Genomic DNA, 18655 nt, shown 5'->3' with positions numbered 1-18655 from the left:
CCGAAGGAATCACCAGGCGCGCGGCACGAGAGGTCTCGTGACACGAACCTGTTTCCTGCTCAGGTCCTGCAGCGCTTGCCGGAACCGGATAGGTCGAACGTTCGCTACAGGCGGCTCACACCTACGACGAGGCTCGATGCCAAAAGGCTCGCTTCCGCGCCAGACGTTAAGGCTAGTTCACGTTACATGACTGTTCAAGTTCACTTGCGCGGTAGCGTTACCCCGTTCACTTGCCACACGGCTCAGCTGCAGGTTGTGAAGGCGTATCGCCCACGCGCTACGCCTTCAGCAGTAACCGCACGTTACGAATCTCGCACCGCCGTTTCACATGTGTCCGACATCGCTCCTTACACTCCGAGCCGTAGTCACTGACATTGCACTCAATGTGTGAGGAGTAGCGAAGATGAACAAGAAAATTCTCGGCGCAGCGCTCGGTCTGGCGGTACTCGCAGCATCAACGGCAGCATCGGCACACGTCGACGTCGCCATTGGATTGGGCATTCCCGGGGCTGTGTATGCGCCTGCAGAACCGGTGTACGCACCGCCATCTCCCGTCGTGTACGCTCCCGCACCGGTCGCCGTCGCGTACGGCGGTGACGGCGACTGGCGAGCCCGCGAATGGCGCGAGCGTCGCGAGTGGCGTGAACGTGAATGGCGCCGCCGGGAATGGCGTGAGCACGAGTGGCGCGAGCGTCACGATTGGCGCGGGTATTGAAACGACACCGGACGGCGCCACGTCCGAAAAATTCAACCTCTGAGTATTTTCAAATGAACGCAAGCTTGATAAGAACCGCCCTGATTGCAACGGCGCTGGCCTTCGCAACAGCCGGCACGGCAAATGCCGCGGGCTGCCTCAAGGGCGCAGCGGTAGGCGGGGTTGCTGGGCATTATGCGGGGCACCACGCAGTCATCGGTGCGGTCGGAGGTTGCATGGTCGGTAGGCACCTTGCAAAGCAGCACGCTCAAGAGCAGGCTCAACAGCAAGCCGCCCTGCGTCAAGCAGCACAGGCGCAATAAAGCGTCGTCGGCGTGGTGTACCCGGTGGAACCAGAGAATTGCTGGTTCACCGGGTATCTGACCACTACGTTCAGGTCGTTAACTCGGCGCCGGACTCGACTGTGGCCAACGGAGCGTGCACTGCCACCGCACCAGCCCGAATTGCTTCCAAAGTCGCTTCAATGCCGGTTGTAGCCTTAGTAGCCGGTAGTCAGACTCACAACGCCCGTCTTGGACCTGCCAGGAGACGGTGCGCCGTCGGTCGTTTCCGATAACCGCAAAGGCGCTCAAACTATTACGGATGTGCTGATTGAAAAGCTGCTAGCACGGGGCGCGGCACCAGACGAGTTGGTCTTGCTAGGAGGTGTAGCGGATGAATATGCAACTGAAATGCGTATCGCAGGATTCAGAGATGCTTTCGAAGCTCGTCACATGACGCCTGCTGCGGATGCAATCGAGTGTTGTGGATATAACGCCGCTGCTGCCAAGCGCGTACTCTCAATTCGCTATGAAAAACTTGGGCGACTTCCAGCCGGTTTGCTGATGAATTCGATTACCGCGTTTGAAGGGGTGGTTCAGTTCACGTCAACGTTGTCGCCCGACGCGTGGAAGACTGCGGTTGTTGGCTGCTTCGACTGGGACCCATTCGCGGCAAACCTACCTTTCGACGTGACCATGTTGAGGCAGGACGTGCAAGCAATCATCTCTGAAGCGTTCAAGTTGGCCGAAAACTATGACCCGACAGACCAGTCTCTGATTCTCGTGCCAACAGTTCTGGGCAAGAAGTTTGAAGAAGCTGAGCAAACGAAGGAGTTTGACCGATAACTACGGTCTAGAAATGGTTGCGGTCACAATCATCAGTCGTAGTTTCCGAAGCGAGACAAGATGCAGACCAACTCCACGCCGCGCGCCGGCACGCTTAGCCAAATCCCACGTGGCATCTGGATGCTCGGCTTTGTCAGCATGTTCATGGACATTTCTTCGGAAATCATTCACAGCCTTTTGCCGATGTTCCTGGTGACGAGTCTGGGCGCGAGCGCGATGATGGTGGGCTTGATTGAAGGCGTCGCGGAAGCGACTGCACCCATCGTGAAAATGTTCTCCGGCGCGCTCAGCGACTACCTTGGCAACCGGAAATGGCTCGCGGTCATCGGATACGGCATGGGTGCGTTGAGCAAACCGTTGTTTGCGCTCGCGCCAACAGCGGGCATCGTTCTGACGGCGCGCGTCGCGGACAGAATCGGGAAAGGTGTGCGGGGTGCGCCGCGCGACGCGCTCGTAGCTGATATCACGCCCGCTCACCTGCGTGGCGCCGCCTATGGTTTGCGACAGTCGCTCGACACGGTCGGCGCGTTTCTCGGGCCGTTGCTCGCCGTCGTGTTGATGTTGCTGTGGGCAGACAACTTTCGTCTCGTATTCTGGGTGGCTGTGATTCCAGGGCTCGTTGCGGTGTCGTTGCTGGTGTTCGGCATCAAGGAGCCAGCGCACCAGTCGGACGCGAAGCGCGTCAACCCGATGAAGTTCGAAAGCCTGAAGAAGCTGAGCCGGCCGTACTGGTGGGTTGTATTCATTGGCGCGGTGTTCACGCTCGCACGATTCAGCGAGGCATTCCTGGTTTTGCGCGCAATGCAGGGTGGCGTGCCGGTGGCGCTGGTGCCACTCGTCATGGTTGCGATGAACCTGGTGTATTCGACGTCTGCTTATCCATCTGGCAAGCTGGCCGATTCAATGAGCCACACGAAACTTCTGGCCATCGGGCTGGTGGTACTCATTGCATCGGATGTCGTACTTGCGCATGGAAACCACTGGCCGGTCGTACTGCTGGGTGTCGCGTTGTGGGGCCTGCATATGGGGCTCACCCAGGGCTTGCTGGCGACCATGGTCGCCCATACAGCACCACCGGACCTGAAAGGCACCGCGTTCGGTTTCTTCAATTTGATGAGCGGTCTGGCGATGCTTGTGGCGAGCGTCGTCGCAGGCGAATTGTGGGACCGTCTGGGGGCCGGCGCGACATTCTATGCGGGAGCGGGGTTCTGTTTGCTGACCCTGTGCGCTCTGGCTATCGGTGGAGGACTGCGCCGATAGCGCGCCTTCTAGGCTGAATACGATGCCGAGGAAGTCGTCACAACCTTGATGGAAACAAGAAAGCAGTCCCCGCCCCTTGCCGAAATTTTGTAAGGCAACCCAATACCGATTGAGTGCAAATCTGTAAATCCCGCACTCTATAAAGGGCCGCCCAATGGGCGGTCCTTTTTTGCGTCGCTATATAAAACAGGTGGCCTCGCACTCACCGCCTTGCACCAAAATCCGCGGACATCGTCTGTCCGTTAATGATTTCGCCACAACGCAGGACAACATTGATTGCGACTGCATCTATAGCAGCGCGACCACCCGCACATCACCCTGCTCGGCCGCCGACGCGACCACCTTGTCGCCGATCCGCCGGAACGTGATCGACACCGACGAATCGCCTACCCTTAGATCGCCGACTTCGAGCCAGTCGATACCCTCGGGCAGCATGGGCTGTTCGATGACGACTTCGCGCCGCTCCGCATCGATCGTGATACCCAGACAGGCTTCGAGCATCATGAACGGTGAGCCCGCCGCCCAGGCTTGCGGCAGGCAGGCAACCGGATAGGCGGTAGGCGGCTCGCCCCGCCGCCGCGGGAAACCGCAGAACAGCTCGGGCAGACGCATGTCGAAATTGACCGCTGCCTGGAACAGTGCCTGCAACAGCCGCACGGCCGCCGCCTTGCCGCCGTAACGTGACAGGCCGCGTGCGCAGAGCGCGTTGTCATGCGGCCACACCGAACCGTTGTGGTACGCCATCGGATTGAAGCGCGCCTGGCTTGCGGCCAGCGTACGCACGCCCCAGCCAGTATGAAACAGCGTGGAGTCGAGCGCGTGCACCACCGCTTCGCCCCGCTCGCGCGAAGGCAGACCGAAGGCCAGCAAGTGACCCGCATTCGACGCCATTACGCGGCACAGTTCGCCGTGGCCATCGAGCGCGATGCCGTAGAAGCCAGACTCTTCCATCCAGTACTTTTCTTCGACGCACTGACGGATTTTCTTCGCGCGCTCGCTGTATTGCTTGGCCTGATCGTGCAGTCCGCGCAGCTTGGCGAAGTGAGCCATCGTATCGAAGGCGGCGCTCGCATACGCCTGGACTTCGACGAGTGCGATAGGACCGTCGGGGAAACGGCCATCCGCGTGGAAGACCGAATCGTGGCTGTCCTTCCAGCCTTGATTAGCGAGGCCGCCGTCGGACTCGCGCTGATAGTCCAGCAGACCGTAACGGTTCTTGTCACAGACACCCGCGACCCACTGCGCCGCGCGCTCCAACGCCGGCCACAGTTCGTCTACTAGTGCGAGATCACCCGTGCGTGCCGCATAGGCGCCGGCCAGCACGATGAAGAGCGGCGTGCTGTCGACGCCGCCGTAGTACAGCGCGAACGGCACTTCGCCGGTGGCGGCCATTTCGCCCTTGCGCATCTCGTGCATGATCTTGCCGGGCGCTGCGTCACGAAACGGCGAATTTTCGCGCGCCTGATGTTCGGCGAGAAAACGCAGCACGCCCGCGGCCAGATTCGGTTGCAGCCACAGCGTCTGCAACGACGTGATGATCGCGTCGCGGCCGAACGGAGTTGAAAACCACGGGATGCCGGCGTAGGGATACGGACCGGTGGCGAGATCGGTCGTCAGCAAGCCGAGGTCGGCAAGCGAACGGTCGATCCACGCGTTGAAGAGCGGATTGCTCGAACGCACGCGAGCGGTGACGCGGCGGCGCTCGCGCATCACCAGGTGGGCGTCGACCAGTGCGGCGCGCACAGCAGCGCGGCCGACGCGCGGGCGCTCCGCATCGATTTGCGAGAGATGGGCTTCGCTCACTGCGTGCGAGGGTTGCGCGACGCCTGCGGCGGGTTTGTCGGCTTGCGCGACCACTTGCACCGAGACGGACAGATAGATCGACACGCACGCTTGGGCCGGCAGCTTGACGGTGTAGTCCGCGCGATCGGCGAAGAGTTTGTCCGGTTCCGGCGAAAAGGCAATCTGCACATTGCGCGCCACGTCGTCGAGGCCGACATAGCCGAGCAGCACTTCGCGGTTCTCGACGCGCGCCGGTTCGACACGACCCTGTTTGTCGCGCCTGAGGCCGCGCACTTCGAACATGTCGCGAAAGTCGCTGGCGAAGGAGATGGACAGCGGCACGACTGCATCGCTCGTGCCGTAGTTGGTGAGTTCGATTGCTTCGTTGAGCACGGTGCCCGAGAGCACGCGCACGCGTTCGACGTGGATCACGCCTTCCGGGGTGCTGTCGCCGCCGAGCGGCGGCAGGGGGCGGTTGGTCAGGTGTGCCGTGAACGAGGTGTTGTCGCTGCTGACGCTGCCTGACAGCAACGAGGGCGCGCGGCCACCGAAGGTGAGGCGCAGGTTCGAGAGGACGCGGGTGTCGTTGACGAACAGGCCATCGTCGTGGCCGGTGATATCACCGAGGGGATCGTTGACGATAAAGGTGTCGCCAGACTTGAGCACATGCTGGGTGGCGCTTGCGACGTTGAGGTTTTCCGTCGGGATGAATGCGCCGTCCGGCTCGGGTTCGCGGTGGTCGATTCCGCCCGAGTGGGACAGGCCGCCGAGGGCTTCTGGCTGCTGCATCAGGGTCGCTCCTATGTGTTCGCTTTCGGGTTTGCTTTGGCGTTGACTTTCGGGTTCGGATGCTGTTGAGGGCTGGCTAGTCGCTTCCGATTGTAGAGGGTCTGTCCGCGTCAGACGAACTTATCACAGGGGAGTTTCTTGTTTTTGGTTTTTGGTTTGGCACGGGATGTGCAGGGGTTTTGCACCAAGTGCGAGGGGGTTGCCTGCGCGGCGCTTGTTTGTCTGTGTTCTTAGGGCTTTGGCCTTTCCTTGATTTGCTAGTGGGCTATTAGCGTTGCCCCTGTGCGGGGCGGCACCTACTTCTCTTTGCCGGCTGCAAAGAGAAGTAGGCAAGAGAAAGCAGCTCAAACCGCTAATGCTAAGCGGGCACCGTGGTCTGCTACGGGTAGTGGTGCATCTGGAATCCGTGTTCTCTCACATTCCGCGTTAGTGACAAAGGTGTCATCAGCTCCCACTCCGCACTGCGTGCGTCGCGGACGGGTCTGCATGGGAAACCAGGGGCTTCGGTTGGGGTCGGTGGGGCCGTCGGCCTCGCCTCGGCGACGCACCCCCGCACTCACCCGGAAACCCCAGCTTCAATTGATTTGTCGGTGTGCTCCAATCACGATCACGATCACAGTTGCGGTTGCGGTTGCGGTTGCGGTTGCAATCACAATCACCATCGCGGAGGCGGAGGCGGAGGCGGAGGCGGAGGCGGAGGCGGAGGCGGAGGCGGAGCAATGATGAGCCACAGCCCGATGGCGAGACGCGGGCACCAAAACGTAGCGGGAGGTTTTATGAAGTGCTCTTCGGCGCGCGTAGCGCCGCCGGAAGTATGACGCCCTTGTCACAAGCCTATGCAGTGGCACGAACACAGATTCCAGATGCACCACTACCCGTAGCAGACCACGGTGCCCACTTAGCATTAGCGGTTTGAGCTGCTTTCTCTTGCCTACTTCTCTTTGCAGCCGGCAAAGAGAAGTAGGTGCCGCCCCGCACAGGGGCAACGCTAATAGACCACTAGCAAATCAAGGAAAGGCCAAAACCCTAAGAGCACTGACAAAAAAAGCGCCGCAAAGGCAAAAAAACCCAAACCTTTACCGCTTGGAAAGCGCCCGAGCCTCCCGCTGAGTCTCCCCAACAAACAATTGCCGCGGCCGCCCAATCTTCTGCTCCGGATCAGCAATCATCTCATTCCACTGCGCAATCCACCCAACAGTCCGCGCCATCGCGAAGATACAAGTAAACATCGCCGTAGGAATCCCCAGTGCACGCTGCACAATCCCCGAATAAAAATCGACATTCGGATAAAGCTTCCGCGAAACGAAGTATTCGTCCTCAAGCGCAATCTTCTCAAGCGCCATTGCGAGCTTGAACAACGGATCGTCATGCAGACCCAGCTCTTCGAGCACTTCGTGACAGGTCTCACGCATCAGCTTCGCGCGCGGATCGTAGTTCTTGTAGACGCGATGACCAAACCCCATCAGCTTCACGCCGGAGTTCTTGTCCTTCACCTTCGCAATGAACTCAGGAATGTTGTCGACCGAACCAATCTCTTCCAGCATGTTCAATGCGGCTTCATTCGCGCCACCGTGCGCCGGACCCCACAGGCATGCAATACCCGCTGCGATACACGCGAACGGATTGGCGCCCGACGAACCCGCGAGACGCACCGTCGATGTCGACGCATTCTGCTCGTGATCCGCATGCAGAATCAGAATGCGATCCAGCGCCCGCACCAGCACGTCGTTGACCTCGTACTCTTCCGCCGGATTGGCGAACATCATCCGCATGAAATTCGCGCTGTATGACAGGTCGTTCTTCGGATAAACGAAAGGCTGGCCCACGGTGTACTTGTACGCCATCGCCACCAGCGTCGGCAGCTTCGCGATCATGCGGATCGCCGATACGTCACGGTGCTGCTGATTATTGATGTCGAGCGAGTCGTGATAGAACGCCGACAGTGCGCCCACTGCCGCGACCAGAATCGCCATCGGGTGCGCGTCGCGGCGGAAACCGCGGAAAAAGAAATGCATCTGCTCGTGCACCATCGTGTGCAGCGTGACAGTGTTGACGAACTCTTCCTTCTGCTCCGCATTCGGCAGTTCGCCCTTGAGCAGCAGGTAGCAGGTTTCGAGGAAGTCGGCATTCTGCGCCAGATTGTCGATCGGATAACCGCGGTACAGCAGCTCGCCTTTATCACCGTCGATATACGTGATTTCGGAATTGCATGCCGCCGTGGACATGAAACCCGGGTCGTATGTGAACTTGCCAGTCTGGCCATACAGCTTGCGAATGTCGATGACATCCGGCCCGAGCGTGCCCTGATAGATCGGCAAATCAATCGTCTGATCGCTGTCGGAAAAGCTCAGCGTTGCGTGTGTCTTCGAGTTCATCTACACGTTCCTTTTACTTTCACATCGCACACATGCCGGCATGCTCGATCGTCGGATCGCCGCGTGGCATGCTCAGGCTCCGCTTCGCATTCTACGGTCCGAAGGTGCTTTGATTGCGGCGATTGGCAGCAACAATCCATCTCGGCTAGCGCAACATTCGTTGCCTGATAGATAGCCGTAATCGCCGGAAACATGTGGAAATAAGCGGAAGTACGCAGCACGAAAACGCACCGAGTCCGCCCGGCGGCGTTGCCAGCCAAATGAAAGTTAGTACGCTTGCTGCAACAATGTTTTGCGGCCGCCAGGCTGCACAAGCGACGCTGCTCTGCGATACTGAATCCGTGTTTTGCTTCCCCTGCGAACACATCGCTGTCTTTGGCCCGCCGTTCTACGGCGGGCCTTTTTAATCAGCCAGAAGAACAAGGAAGGACCAGATGAACGCATCACTCGAAACACTGTTTCCGGATCACGTCCATACCGAAGACAACATCGTCACCGCGCTGAATCATCAGGATATCGTCGTGGCGTTGTCAGCAGCATTGACGACGCAAGACGTGGCGGTGCTGCATATGCTCTACCCGCGTACCGACGCGCGCACCCATCGCAGCCTCGATACGCTGGTGAATGTGCTGCATGGCCATGGCCTGCATGAAGTCGCGGATCTGATCGCGCAGGAAGCGCACTATCTGCTCTTCAAAGACCCCGTGAAAGCATGGAAAGCCTTCCACGAAATTCGCAACGACTCGCTCGCAATCGGCGTGCATCTGTACTACCACGGCCTCGTCGGCGAAGCCGCGGAACGCGCGCTCGATAAAGACGCGCATCGCAAGGCCTGAACTACACCGGCATTTCAAACGTCCTCTGAGCGAATGAACTCGTCGACGTAACGATTGAACGCTGCCGGATGCGCGAGATTCATCCCGTGCGAGGCGCCGCGCACCGTTTCGCGGCGTGCGTCCGGCAGCCATGTTTGCAGCGCCGTCGCCGTGCGGCGGAACATGTCGGGACTCTTTTCGCCGTCGATCAATAGCACCGGGCAACGCACCTCAGCCGCATGTTCGGGTACGTAAGCCGGCAACGGGTCGCGGAATTGGCGCGCGAGCGTATGCGCGTTGTCGGTCGCCATCTTGCGAAAACCCGGTGTGCTCATCGCCCAGAAACCAGGGCGGCTCACCGAATCGACGAACAGCTGCAAGCCCGCCTCCACCTCACCTGTTTCGATCAGCTGCGCGGCTTTTGCGCGCAATGCGTTCACGGTCTCCGGCAAAGTTGCGGGCGGTCGCCCGGCAATCTGCAACGGGCCGCCCGGGTCGGCGAGCGTCAGCGTACGCACGTACTGCGGATGGCGCCGCGCGAAATGAAAGGCCACACACCCGCCGCGCGAATGACCCACCACGTGCGCCGGCCCGGCGCCAAAACGATCGATGAATTCGGCCACGTCATCTGCATGTTCGCTCCAGCTAAACGGCTGGTCGGGCTCGGTATCCGTCACTGGCCAGTAATGCGTGAGACTCACCGTGACACAGCGGTATTGCTTCGACAGACCCGCGAGTTGCGGTTGCCAATAGCGGTAATCGCACAGCGAGCCATGCACGAACAGCAACAGTTCGCCTTCCCCGGTTTCCACATAGGGCATGCGCAAGCCGCTATGCAATTCGATAAAGGACGGGGACGCGGGAGAGGACGAAGCGGAAACGGATTGATTCACAGGTGGTTCACGGACGGCGCGGCAACGGCTGAAACGATCAGCTGCGCCGGCTAGAAATGGATTCGAAGAAGAAAGCGTATTCGCGTCCCTGAAAGTGGGACGAGGGACGTATTGTCACACAGCCATTCAATATCCGCCGAGCCTCATGCGCCGGCCTGAGTCCCGGTCACCTGCAACGCGGGACGTCCCGCGTCAAATCATTCGTAGGCGGTGTCGTCGAGCAAACCCGCAGCCGCTGCCGCGCCCGCGCCACGCACCGCGCAAGTGAGCGGTTCATCGGCGACGCGGACCTCGAGCCCGAGCTCATTGGTCAGGCGCCGACCCAGATTACCGAGCAGCGCACCGCCGCCGGTCAGCACAATGCCGCTGTGCGCAATATCGGTCACCAGCTCGGCAGGCGCCGTTTCAAGCGCACGTTTCACCGCGCCGATTACCTGGCGCAGCGGACCCTCGATCGCGTCGGCGATATCGTGATTGCTCAGCTGAACCGTGCGCGGCAAACCATCGTCGACGCTGCGCCCGGTCGCGTTCATATGTTCGACCGGCACTTCGCGCAAGGCCGAACCGATGCCCTTCTTGACGTGTTCGGCGGTTTGTTCGCCGAGCAGCACGCCATACAGGTTGCGCACGTAACTGACGATCGCCATGTCGAAACTGTCGCCGCCCACGCGAATCGAGCCGCTATACGCGAGGCCGCCGAGCGAGATCACGCCGACTTCGGTCGTGCCGCCGCCGATGTCGACCACCATCGAGCCAGTCGCCTCCGAAACCGGCAGGCCCGCGCCGACCGCCGATGCCAGCGATTCGCCGATCAGACTGACCTTCCACGCGCCGGCCGCCACCGCGGCTTCCTTGATCGCGCGGCGTTCGACCTGGGTCGCGCCCGCCGGTACACACAAAGTGAACGCGGCACGCCGGCTGAACAGCGGCCGCGGCCGAGCCATGTCGACGAATTGCCGGATCATCTGCTCGGCGGCGGAAAAGTTAGCGATCACGCCGTGCCGCATCGGCCGTATGGCTTCGACGTTGCCCGGCGCGCGGCCGAGCAACTGGCGCGCTTCGGTGCCCACGGCCGTCACGCGTTTTTGCCCGGCGGCGGACTCTTTCTGGAACGCCACGACGGACGGCTCGTTCAGCACGATGCCGCCATTGTCGGTGTAGATAAGGGTATTGGCCGTGCCGAGGTCCACCGCCACGGAATGACGGAACAGTCGATCGAAAAGCGGGTAATGCGGCGTCGGTCTGGCCATAGGAAGGCTCTGATGTGTCGTTATCCGCCCTTGCAGGGCAATATGGAAAATGCGCCCCCGGTCACCCGAACCGCTTGGCACGCCCAGATGGGCGTTGCGCGATCCGCGCGGCGGGAGTGATTTTCATGCTAATGAGCAGTTAACGGCAAGCAGATCAGAATCTTTAGGGCCACTTTTCAATTGGGACCGTGTCAGTCGCGCGACACAGTGCCGAGCGCATGCTCCAGCGCCTGTTTGCCGAGTTCGACGCCGTCCGCGTTGATCGTGTGGCCGATGCCGGGCAAGGCGTAGGCATCGACCGTGTAGCCGGTGTTGCTGAAAGCATCCGCGGCGTATTCCAGTTCCTCAACCGGGATCACTTCGTCGTCTTCGCCGTGCACGAGCGTGAGCGGCGTACCGTTCTGCGCGACGATCACCGAGGCGAGCCGCCCCGAATACGCGACGACGGCAGCAGCGCCTTCCGCACTGGTCGCCACGTGATGCATCGCCATGATCGAGCCTTGCGAGAAACCGACCAATGCAAGGCGATCGAAAGAAAGCTGCCAGTTCGCCAGTTCCGCCTCGAGCATGTGCCGCAATGCCGGATAGGCGGCGGCCACACGCGCCTCGCGATTGCCCTCGTTGACATCGCGCAGGCTGAACCATTGGCGCCCGCCAAAGCCGCCGTCGAAAGCGTCAGTACCGTCGAGCGAGACAAACGCCACATCCGGCAGGCTCTCGCTCCAGATGTCCGCGAGCGGCATCAGATCGCGCGCATTGCTGCCTACGCCGTGCATCAGCACCACGAGGGCCTTGGCCGGCGTTATCGCCGGCGCGCGCCGCCAGCCGTGTTCGAATTGCTCCCAAGCCATATTCAATTCCTCTCTCTGTTCCCGCTGTACTTTAGATTTCACCGCGCGTGGTGTCGCTCCATGCGGCCTCAGGCGGGAGCATACGCTGCCGGATTCGGTTCTGTCGCCCGATCTGCATGGCTCGACGACGCCCAAACGCGAATACAGGTATGCTTTTTTGCGAGCATTCGATGGACCGCCCGGCTCATTGCCGGGTGGTGAATAGAACGCCGTGCAGAACGTCCGTCGCATCGTCATCCGGAGAATCGTTTGAGCCAGCCCTCTTCCCCGCCCGCCGCTGCCCCGCCTGCACCACCTGCACCGCCGCCTCTGCAAGGCGGCAAACTGGTTCTGGCGACCATCGCCGTTGCGCTCGCAACCTTCATGAACGTGCTCGACACATCCATTGCGAACGTCGCGATTCCCACCATTTCGGGCAACCTCGGTGTATCGGTCGATGAAGGCACATGGGTCATCACGGTGTTCGCCGCGGCCAATGCGGTCTCGATTCCGCTAACCGGCTGGCTCACGCAACGCATTGGCCAGGTCAAGCTGTTTGTCGGCGCGATTCTGATGTTCGTGCTGGCTTCGTGGTTGTGCGGCATTGCGCCTACGCTGCCGATCCTGCTGGTCGCCCGGGTGTTCCAGGGCGCGGTGGCCGGCCCCCTGATTCCACTGTCGCAAGCGATTCTGCTCGGCTCCTATCCCAAGGAGAAATCGTCGACTGCACTCGCGCTATGGGCCATGACCGCCACCGTCGGCCCGATTGCCGGCCCCGCGCTCGGCGGCTGGATCACGGATAGCTACAGTTGGTCGTGGATCTTCTACATCAACATTCCGGTCGGCATTTTCGCGGCCGGCGTGACGTGGATGATCTATCGCACCCGCGAGTCGGCAACCCGCAAGCCACCTATCGACGTGGTCGGGCTCGGCCTGCTGGTTACGTGGGTCGCGTCGCTGCAGATCATGCTCGACAAGGGCAAGGACCTCGACTGGTTTTCGTCGCCGGTGATCGTGATTCTGGGCATCACCGCGGTGATCAGCTTCGCGTTCTTCCTCGTGTGGGAATTGACTGAGGAAAACCCGATCGTCGATTTACGGCTGTTCCAGCAGCGCAATTTTCTCGGCGGCACGATTGCGATTTCGGTGGCGTACGGCGTGTTCTTCGGCAACCTGGTGCTGCTTCCGCAATGGATGCAGGAGTATCTGAACTACCGCTCCGTGGATGCGGGTCTCGTCACCGCGCCGCTCGGCATCTTCGCCGTGCTGCTCGCGCCGGTAATGGGCCGGGTGCTGCCGCGCTCGGATGCGCGCATCATCGCCACGCTCGCATTTATCGGCTTTGCGATCGTGTTTTATATGCGCTCGAAGTACGTGATCGAAATCGACACGTGGCACCTCGTACTCCCCACGTTGCTGCAAGGCATTCCGATGGCGCTGTTCTTCGTGCCGCTGACGGCGATCATTCTGTCCGGTCAGCCGCCGAACAAGATTCCGGCGGCCGCCGGCCTGTCGAATTTCGCACGGGTGTTTTGCGGCGCGGTGGGGACCTCGATCGCCGGCAACGAGTGGAACAACCGCACGGTGCTGCACCATGCAAGGCTGACCGAGCAGGCTACCGTGAACAACCCGCTGTTCAACCAGCAGATCGATTCGACCCAGTCGTTGCTCCATCTGAATACGCAATCGTCGCACGCGCTGTTCGATTTCACGGTGAACACTCAGGCCGCGATGATGGGCCTGAACGACATCTTCTTTGTGTCGGCGATCATTTTCATTTTGATCATTCCGCTGATCTGGATTACGAAGCCGGCCAAGGGCGGCGGCGGAGCGGCTGCGTCGGGCGCGCACTGATCGCGGTGTTGTTCGGCACTGCCTCAACGGAGTCAGCGGAGTCAACGGAAATAGCGGGCGGGCGTGTCGCCGAAGGCATCGCGGAACACCGCGATAAACGACGACACGTCGTTGTAGCCGACCTCGAGCGCCACCTGCGTGACGCTCTCTCCGGCGCCGAGATGCTCCAGTGCAACCAGCAAGCGCAGTTGCTGCCGCCACTGGCCGAAAGTCTGCCCGGTTTCCTTGACGAAAAGGCGCGCCGCCGTGCGAGCGGTGACGCCCGCAGCCCGGGCCAGGTCCTCGAGCACTGCCGGCTCCGCCGGGTTGGCGTTCAACGCTTCGGCGATCCGCTGGATCCGTGGATCTTGCGGCCAGTGCAGCGCCAGAGGGGCTGTGGGCAACCCCGACAGGCGGTCCAGTAAAACTTGCAGAAGACGCTCGGCCGGCTCGTCGAGCGGTTTGTCGTGCGGCAGATCGGCTGCGGCACTCAGCAAAGCTTCCGCCAGAGGGTCGAGCGCCAAGGCAACGCCTTGCGCGGGTAGCGGCGCGGCGTCCGCATCGGCATACAGCGAATGGAATTGCACCGGCTCGGCAGCCGACAGGTAATGCTGCACGTTCGCCATCAGCCAGAGCGCGTGCCCCGGCGGCACGACCCATCGGGCGGTTTCGGTGCGCACGGTCAGCACGCCGGCGCTCACGTGGATCAGCCGCGCGCGGCGGTAGGCGCGCCACGGTTCGTCCAGCACGTTGTAACGCTCATCGACCACGAATACCGGACGCTCGACGCCATCCGGATCGAAGGCTTGCGTCATGAAATGTCTGTTTTACCCGGTTACTGTAAGAAACACAGTAAGACTAGCATAGCCTTCGCGAAACGCCGTTCGAACCCGGCAGCGCCTCGCCGCACGAACAATTCGCGCCAGGTTGCCAGTAGAATCGCGGCTTCAAACGGTCCGAGCTCAATGAACTACGCATCCATACTCGAACAGATTCAACGCGATCTTCAGCCTTATCTGGGTACCGGCAAGGTCGCCGATTACATTCCAGAACTGGCAAAGGTCCCGGCCGACAGCTTTGGCATGGCGATCGTCACGCCGTCCGGCGAAGTCTTCCGCATCGGCCAGGCCGATACGCGCTTCTCGATTCAGAGTATCTCCAAGTTGTTCGCCTGCACCATGGCTTTCCGGCTGCTCGGCGACGAGCTGTGGCTGCGCGTCGGCCGCGAACCGTCGGGCACGCCGTTCAATTCGCTGGTGCAGCTTGAAGCGGAGCAAGGCAAGCCGCGCAACCCGTTTATCAACGCCGGGGCGCTGGTTGTCACCGATGTGCTGTGCCGCCGCTTCGTACGTGCCGAGACCGCGCTGGTGGAGTTTATGCGGCGGCTGACTGGCGAGATCACGATCGACTACGATTCGCGCGTCGCGCAGTCAGAGCTTCAACATGCAGATCGCAACCAGGCGATGGCGCATTTCATCGCGAGCTTCGGCAACATGGACATGCCCGTCCACGCGGTGGTCGAAGCGTATTGCCGGCAGTGTGCGATTTCGATGAGCTGTGTCGAGCTGGCGAAGGCTGCGTTGTTTCTAAGTAATGGCGGCGTTGTGCCGTCGACCGGGGAACGGATCCTCGACAGCAGTTCGACCAAGCGTTTGTCGGCCCTGATGCTGACCTGCGGCACCTACGACGCTGCGGGCGACTTCGTCTTTCGTGTCGGCTTACCGGCGAAGAGCGGCGTGGGCGGTGGCATCGTCGCGGTGCTACCGGGTGAGATGGCCGTGTGCGTGTGGTCGCCCGGGCTCGACGCGAACGGCAACTCACTCGCCGGTGCGAAGGCGCTGGAATTGCTGACCACGATTACGGGGCGGTCGATTTTTTGATTTTGTTGAGAGGGCGTTTCGGCGACGTATGCGATCCAGACGGTCGATGTCGGTCGCAGCGAGGCGCCTTTCCTCTGCCGGTCAAGCCACTCCGATCAGCACATCAGCAGGAATGTGCAATCCCGCGTGAAGGCGGCGAATCATCGTCAGGCTGAGGGCACGCTTGCGGTTCAAAACCTCGTAGACCCGGTTCGCGTTACCGATGTACGGCTGCATATCCGGGACCGACAAGCCGGCCTGCTCCATCCTGAATTTGATGGCCTCAACAGGATCCGGACTTTGCAGTGGAAAGGTTTCAGCTTCGTAGCGCTCCACCAGGATCGACAGAATATCAAGGCGATCACCATCCGGCGTGCCAGGCGCCGGGTCGGCATCGACAAGTTCGGATACGGTCGCGAGCGCGGCCTTGTAATCGTCCTCAGTATGCAGGGGGCGGATATCCATGTTCATTACTCCAATTCCACGGTTTCAGCGTCGATCTTGTCATACTCGGCGTGAGTGCCAACGAATTTGACATAGACCACACCGATTCGATACGCGATCGCGACTATCAATCGAAAATCGTTGCCCTTGATGTTGAACACCACTCTGTTTTTCCCAATGAAACTTGCCGAGCCATATTGATCCTTGATGTCCTGTGGCGTTTTCCAGTTCGCTTTAGAAGCTTCCGCGTGCCACGCCAACAGAGATTGCCCGGCTTGAGCGTGCCCTTCGATGAAGGAAAGAATGGTTTTTTTGGCAACGATTCGCATGCAAGACATTTTAGTCCCAAATTGGGACTGCCGCAACCGACGCGTTGAAATACAGACCTGACGATCCTCCCAGGGAATCAGCTTTCTACTCCCACTTCGCCGCCTTCTTTTTGTCGCGCAAGACGGCACGCACTGCGTGTCCCGCGTCCAACAACGCGCGTGCCGCCGCGCCGCCCACCTTCCCTCTCACACCGGTAATTGCATACCTCCTCATCGCTCCTTGAATACGGCCAATGCCGTTCTGAGCGTGATTCCCAGCGTTTCCCGTTGATTTCACGAGAGCATGAATGTCATCTGCTCAGTGACTCGATGGCATGAAAAGCCTGATCCGAACCCCAGCAGTGCAAAAAATGAGTTTGACAAACTATCTTTAGATATATATCTTACGACACATCTTAAGACACAAATGGGAGTACCCAACATGCGTCATCACCATCGTTTTTCCCGTTCGCGTAGCGCGGACGAAGGTTTCTTCGCAGGGCATGACCGCCCGTCGCTGCATGCGCTTTGGCATGTGTTCACCCGTCATTACGAGTTCCACGGCGAGCGCGACGGCGAACAACGTGGCGAAGACTTCGAACGCCGTCATGGCGGCCGTGGCAGCCGCGGCGGCCAGCACGAGTTCCACAGCGACGAGCGCGGCCATGGCCGCCACGGCGGCCGCAATGAACACGGCGACCGCGACGGCTTCGGCCATGGTCACCGCTTCGGCCATCAAGGCTACGACCGCTTCTCGCTTCACGCACTGTGGCACGCAATCGGCCGCCATGACGACTATCGCGGCGGCGGCGGTCGCGGCGGACGCTTCGGGGGCGGTGGCCCGGGCGGCTTCGGCGGTGACGGCGACGGTTTTCCGCGCGGCCGCAAATTCAGCTCCGACGACCTGCAATTGCTGCTGCTCTCGATGATCGACGCGCAGCCGAGCCACGGCTACGAGCTGATCAAGGCGCTCGAAACGCGCTCGAACGGCTTCTACAGCCCGAGCCCGGGCATGGTCTATCCGGCACTCACGTATCTGGAAGAACTCGGCTACGTGACCGTGCAACTCGAAGGCAATCGCAAGCGTTACGAACTGTCGGAAGCGGGCCGCGAGTACCTGGCCACCAACCGCGACCGCGTCGAATTGATGCTCGCCAAACTGTCGCACATCGCCCGCAAGATGGATTCCGTGCGCCGCGCGTTTGCCGGCGAGGAGCCCGCCGACATCAGCGAAGGCGGCTGGCTGCCCGAACTCAGCGAAGCACGCCGCGCGCTAAAGCATGCGCTCCTGCGCCGTGACAACGTCCCGGCCGCCGAACAGCGCCGCATCGCCGCGATCCTGATGCGTGCGGCGCGTGAAATCGAAGGCGAAGGCAAACCCGGTAGCGACCAGGGCGGTGATCAAGGCAGCGAACCGGCCGCTTGAGATCGCGCTATCCGACACCCGCGTTCGAAGGCGCCCGTGTGCACTTTCGAATGCCAATCAAACCGACAGGAGTGGCACCCTTATGCTGACAAATGACAACCGAGCCGATCTGGCCGTCCACCGCGTGCGGCATCCGCTGAAGTTCCGTCTGTTGCAGGTCAAGAAGGTCCACGCGCTGAACCCGCATCTGATTCGCGTGACCTTCACGGGCGAGGATCTGCATGACTTCGTCTCCGCCTCGTTCGACGATCACATCAAAGTGTTCTTCCCCGAACCCGGCGCCGACAAACCCGTGCTGCCGGAAGCCGGCCCTGACGGTCCCGTGTTTCCCGCGGGCCAGCGGCCGATTGCCCGCGATTTCACGCCGCGCCGCTTCGACGCCGAAGCGCGCGAACTGGACATCGAGTTCGCCATGCACGAGGCCGGCCCGGCTGCAACGTGGGCGGCGCAAGCCAAAGTGGGCCAGTACCTCGGCGTCGGCGGCCCGCGCGGCTCGCTGGTGATACCGACGGGCTTCGACTGGCATCTGCTGATCGGCGACGACACGGCGCTGCCGGCGATTGCTCGCCGCCTGGAAGAGTTGCCGGCAGGCACACGCGTCGCGGCAGTGATCGAAGTGGCCGATCCGTCGGCACAGATCGAATTCGCAACGAAGGCCGAACTGCACATCGTCTGGCGCCATCGCAGCGAATCGGGCTATCGCGGCGAGGCCTTGCTGCAAGCGGTACGCGAAATCTATCTGCCCGAAGACGGTGAAGGCTACGTATGGGCCGCCGGCGAATCCGCGACGATGCGTGCAGTGCGCTACCACCTGTGCACGGAACGTGGCGTCGACAAGTCGCGCATTCGCGCGGCCAGCTACTGGAGACAGGGCGCCGAAGCGGTACATGAAACGCTCGACGACTAACTCTCTGCAGCGTACGCACAATGAACTGCGCGAGCTCAGCAAGCGGCGTGCGTCGAACAAAAA

The 18655-nt window shown here is 61.1% G+C and carries 17 protein-coding genes; 9 read left to right on the top strand and 8 right to left on the bottom strand.

The features are described from left to right. Positions 1-403: 403 nt before the first annotated feature. The 4 genes from KHO30_RS10105 to KHO30_RS10095 all read left to right on the top strand — a co-directional run bounded on the left by KHO30_RS10105 (position 404) and on the right by KHO30_RS10095 (position 3081). The gene (locus KHO30_RS10105) at positions 404-715 is read left to right on the top strand and encodes a hypothetical protein (RefSeq protein WP_211700743.1); all 312 of its coding nucleotides are present in this window, start codon (positions 404-406) and stop codon (positions 713-715) included. A gap of 53 nt (positions 716-768) precedes the next feature. Further along, the gene (locus KHO30_RS39215; protein ID WP_234486888.1) at positions 769-1017 is read left to right on the top strand and encodes a hypothetical protein; all 249 of its coding nucleotides are present in this window, start codon (positions 769-771) and stop codon (positions 1015-1017) included. A 210-nt stretch (positions 1018-1227) separates the two neighbouring features. Continuing rightward, positions 1228-1821: a type 1 periplasmic-binding domain-containing protein gene (locus KHO30_RS10100; RefSeq protein ID WP_244863976.1), complete on the top strand. Its 594-nt coding sequence runs from the start codon at positions 1228-1230 to the stop codon at positions 1819-1821. A gap of 60 nt (positions 1822-1881) precedes the next feature. Then, a complete protein-coding gene (locus tag KHO30_RS10095) occupies positions 1882-3081 on the top strand; it encodes an MFS transporter (RefSeq protein WP_211700742.1) in 1200 nt (399 codons plus the stop codon). Between the two features lie 288 nt (positions 3082-3369). Here the strand turns inward: KHO30_RS10095 and KHO30_RS10090 are convergent, their stop codons facing one another. Both KHO30_RS10090 and gltA read right to left on the bottom strand, forming a co-directional pair. Next, the gene (locus tag KHO30_RS10090) at positions 3370-5652 is read right to left on the bottom strand and encodes an amylo-alpha-1,6-glucosidase (protein WP_093635927.1); all 2283 of its coding nucleotides are present in this window, start codon (positions 5650-5652) and stop codon (positions 3370-3372) included. 1076 nt (positions 5653-6728) lie between these two features. Further along, positions 6729-8027: a citrate synthase gene (gene gltA, locus KHO30_RS10085; RefSeq protein ID WP_093635931.1), complete on the bottom strand. Its 1299-nt coding sequence runs from the start codon at positions 8025-8027 to the stop codon at positions 6729-6731. 434 nt (positions 8028-8461) lie between these two features. On the opposite strand from gltA, the gene KHO30_RS10080 reads away from it, so the two are divergent. Then, on the top strand, positions 8462-8863 hold the full coding sequence (locus KHO30_RS10080) for a hypothetical protein (protein WP_200621629.1): 402 nt from the start codon (positions 8462-8464) through the stop codon (positions 8861-8863). A gap of 14 nt (positions 8864-8877) precedes the next feature. Here the strand turns inward: KHO30_RS10080 and KHO30_RS10075 are convergent, their stop codons facing one another. The 3 genes from KHO30_RS10075 to KHO30_RS10065 all read right to left on the bottom strand — a co-directional run bounded on the left by KHO30_RS10075 (position 8878) and on the right by KHO30_RS10065 (position 11836). Further along, positions 8878-9663: an alpha/beta fold hydrolase gene (locus tag KHO30_RS10075; RefSeq protein ID WP_200654706.1), complete on the bottom strand. Its 786-nt coding sequence runs from the start codon at positions 9661-9663 to the stop codon at positions 8878-8880. Between the two features lie 269 nt (positions 9664-9932). Further along, positions 9933-10985, bottom strand: coding sequence for a rod shape-determining protein (mreB, locus tag KHO30_RS10070; protein WP_093635938.1), 1053 nt, complete (start codon positions 10983-10985; stop codon positions 9933-9935). A 191-nt stretch (positions 10986-11176) separates the two neighbouring features. Continuing rightward, a complete protein-coding gene (locus KHO30_RS10065; protein WP_211700741.1) occupies positions 11177-11836 on the bottom strand; it encodes an alpha/beta hydrolase in 660 nt (219 codons plus the stop codon). A 249-nt stretch (positions 11837-12085) separates the two neighbouring features. On the opposite strand from KHO30_RS10065, the gene KHO30_RS10060 reads away from it, so the two are divergent. Continuing rightward, positions 12086-13669 carry a DHA2 family efflux MFS transporter permease subunit gene (locus KHO30_RS10060; RefSeq protein WP_093635942.1) on the top strand — a complete coding sequence of 528 codons (1584 nt, stop codon included), beginning with the start codon at positions 12086-12088 and terminating at the stop codon, positions 13667-13669. 41 nt (positions 13670-13710) lie between these two features. On the opposite strand, the gene KHO30_RS10055 is transcribed toward KHO30_RS10060, so the two are convergent. Further along, positions 13711-14463: an AraC family transcriptional regulator gene (locus KHO30_RS10055; protein WP_211700740.1), complete on the bottom strand. Its 753-nt coding sequence runs from the start codon at positions 14461-14463 to the stop codon at positions 13711-13713. Positions 14464-14613: 150 nt separating this feature from the next. Here KHO30_RS10055 and KHO30_RS10050 point away from each other — a divergent pair, with 150 nt between their 5' ends. After that, on the top strand, positions 14614-15528 hold the full coding sequence (locus KHO30_RS10050) for a glutaminase (protein ID WP_200654266.1): 915 nt from the start codon (positions 14614-14616) through the stop codon (positions 15526-15528). An 81-nt stretch (positions 15529-15609) separates the two neighbouring features. Here the strand turns inward: KHO30_RS10050 and KHO30_RS10045 are convergent, their stop codons facing one another. Continuing rightward, positions 15610-15972, bottom strand: a complete 363-nt coding sequence (locus tag KHO30_RS10045) for a helix-turn-helix domain-containing protein (protein WP_093636157.1) — start codon at positions 15970-15972, stop codon at positions 15610-15612. A 5-nt stretch (positions 15973-15977) separates the two neighbouring features. Beyond that, entirely contained in the window at positions 15978-16280 is a 303-nt protein-coding gene (locus KHO30_RS10040; RefSeq protein WP_200654267.1) for a type II toxin-antitoxin system HigB family toxin, read from the bottom strand. A gap of 421 nt (positions 16281-16701) precedes the next feature. Here KHO30_RS10040 and KHO30_RS10035 point away from each other — a divergent pair, with 421 nt between their 5' ends. Continuing rightward, positions 16702-17685, top strand: coding sequence for a PadR family transcriptional regulator (locus KHO30_RS10035; RefSeq protein WP_244863975.1), 984 nt, complete (start codon positions 16702-16704; stop codon positions 17683-17685). An 82-nt stretch (positions 17686-17767) separates the two neighbouring features. Then, positions 17768-18592 (top strand): siderophore-interacting protein, encoded by an 825-nt coding sequence (locus tag KHO30_RS10030; RefSeq protein ID WP_211700739.1) that lies wholly within the window; start codon positions 17768-17770, stop codon positions 18590-18592. Positions 18593-18655: the final 63 nt, after the last annotated feature.

Origin of the sequence: Paraburkholderia aspalathi, from assembly GCF_905220735.1 — a bacterium.
In the GTDB taxonomy this organism is placed as follows: domain Bacteria; phylum Pseudomonadota; class Gammaproteobacteria; order Burkholderiales; family Burkholderiaceae; genus Paraburkholderia; species Paraburkholderia aspalathi.
The sequence above is the reverse complement of the archived record's forward strand: the minus strand, read 5'-3'. Positions and strand labels throughout refer to the sequence as shown.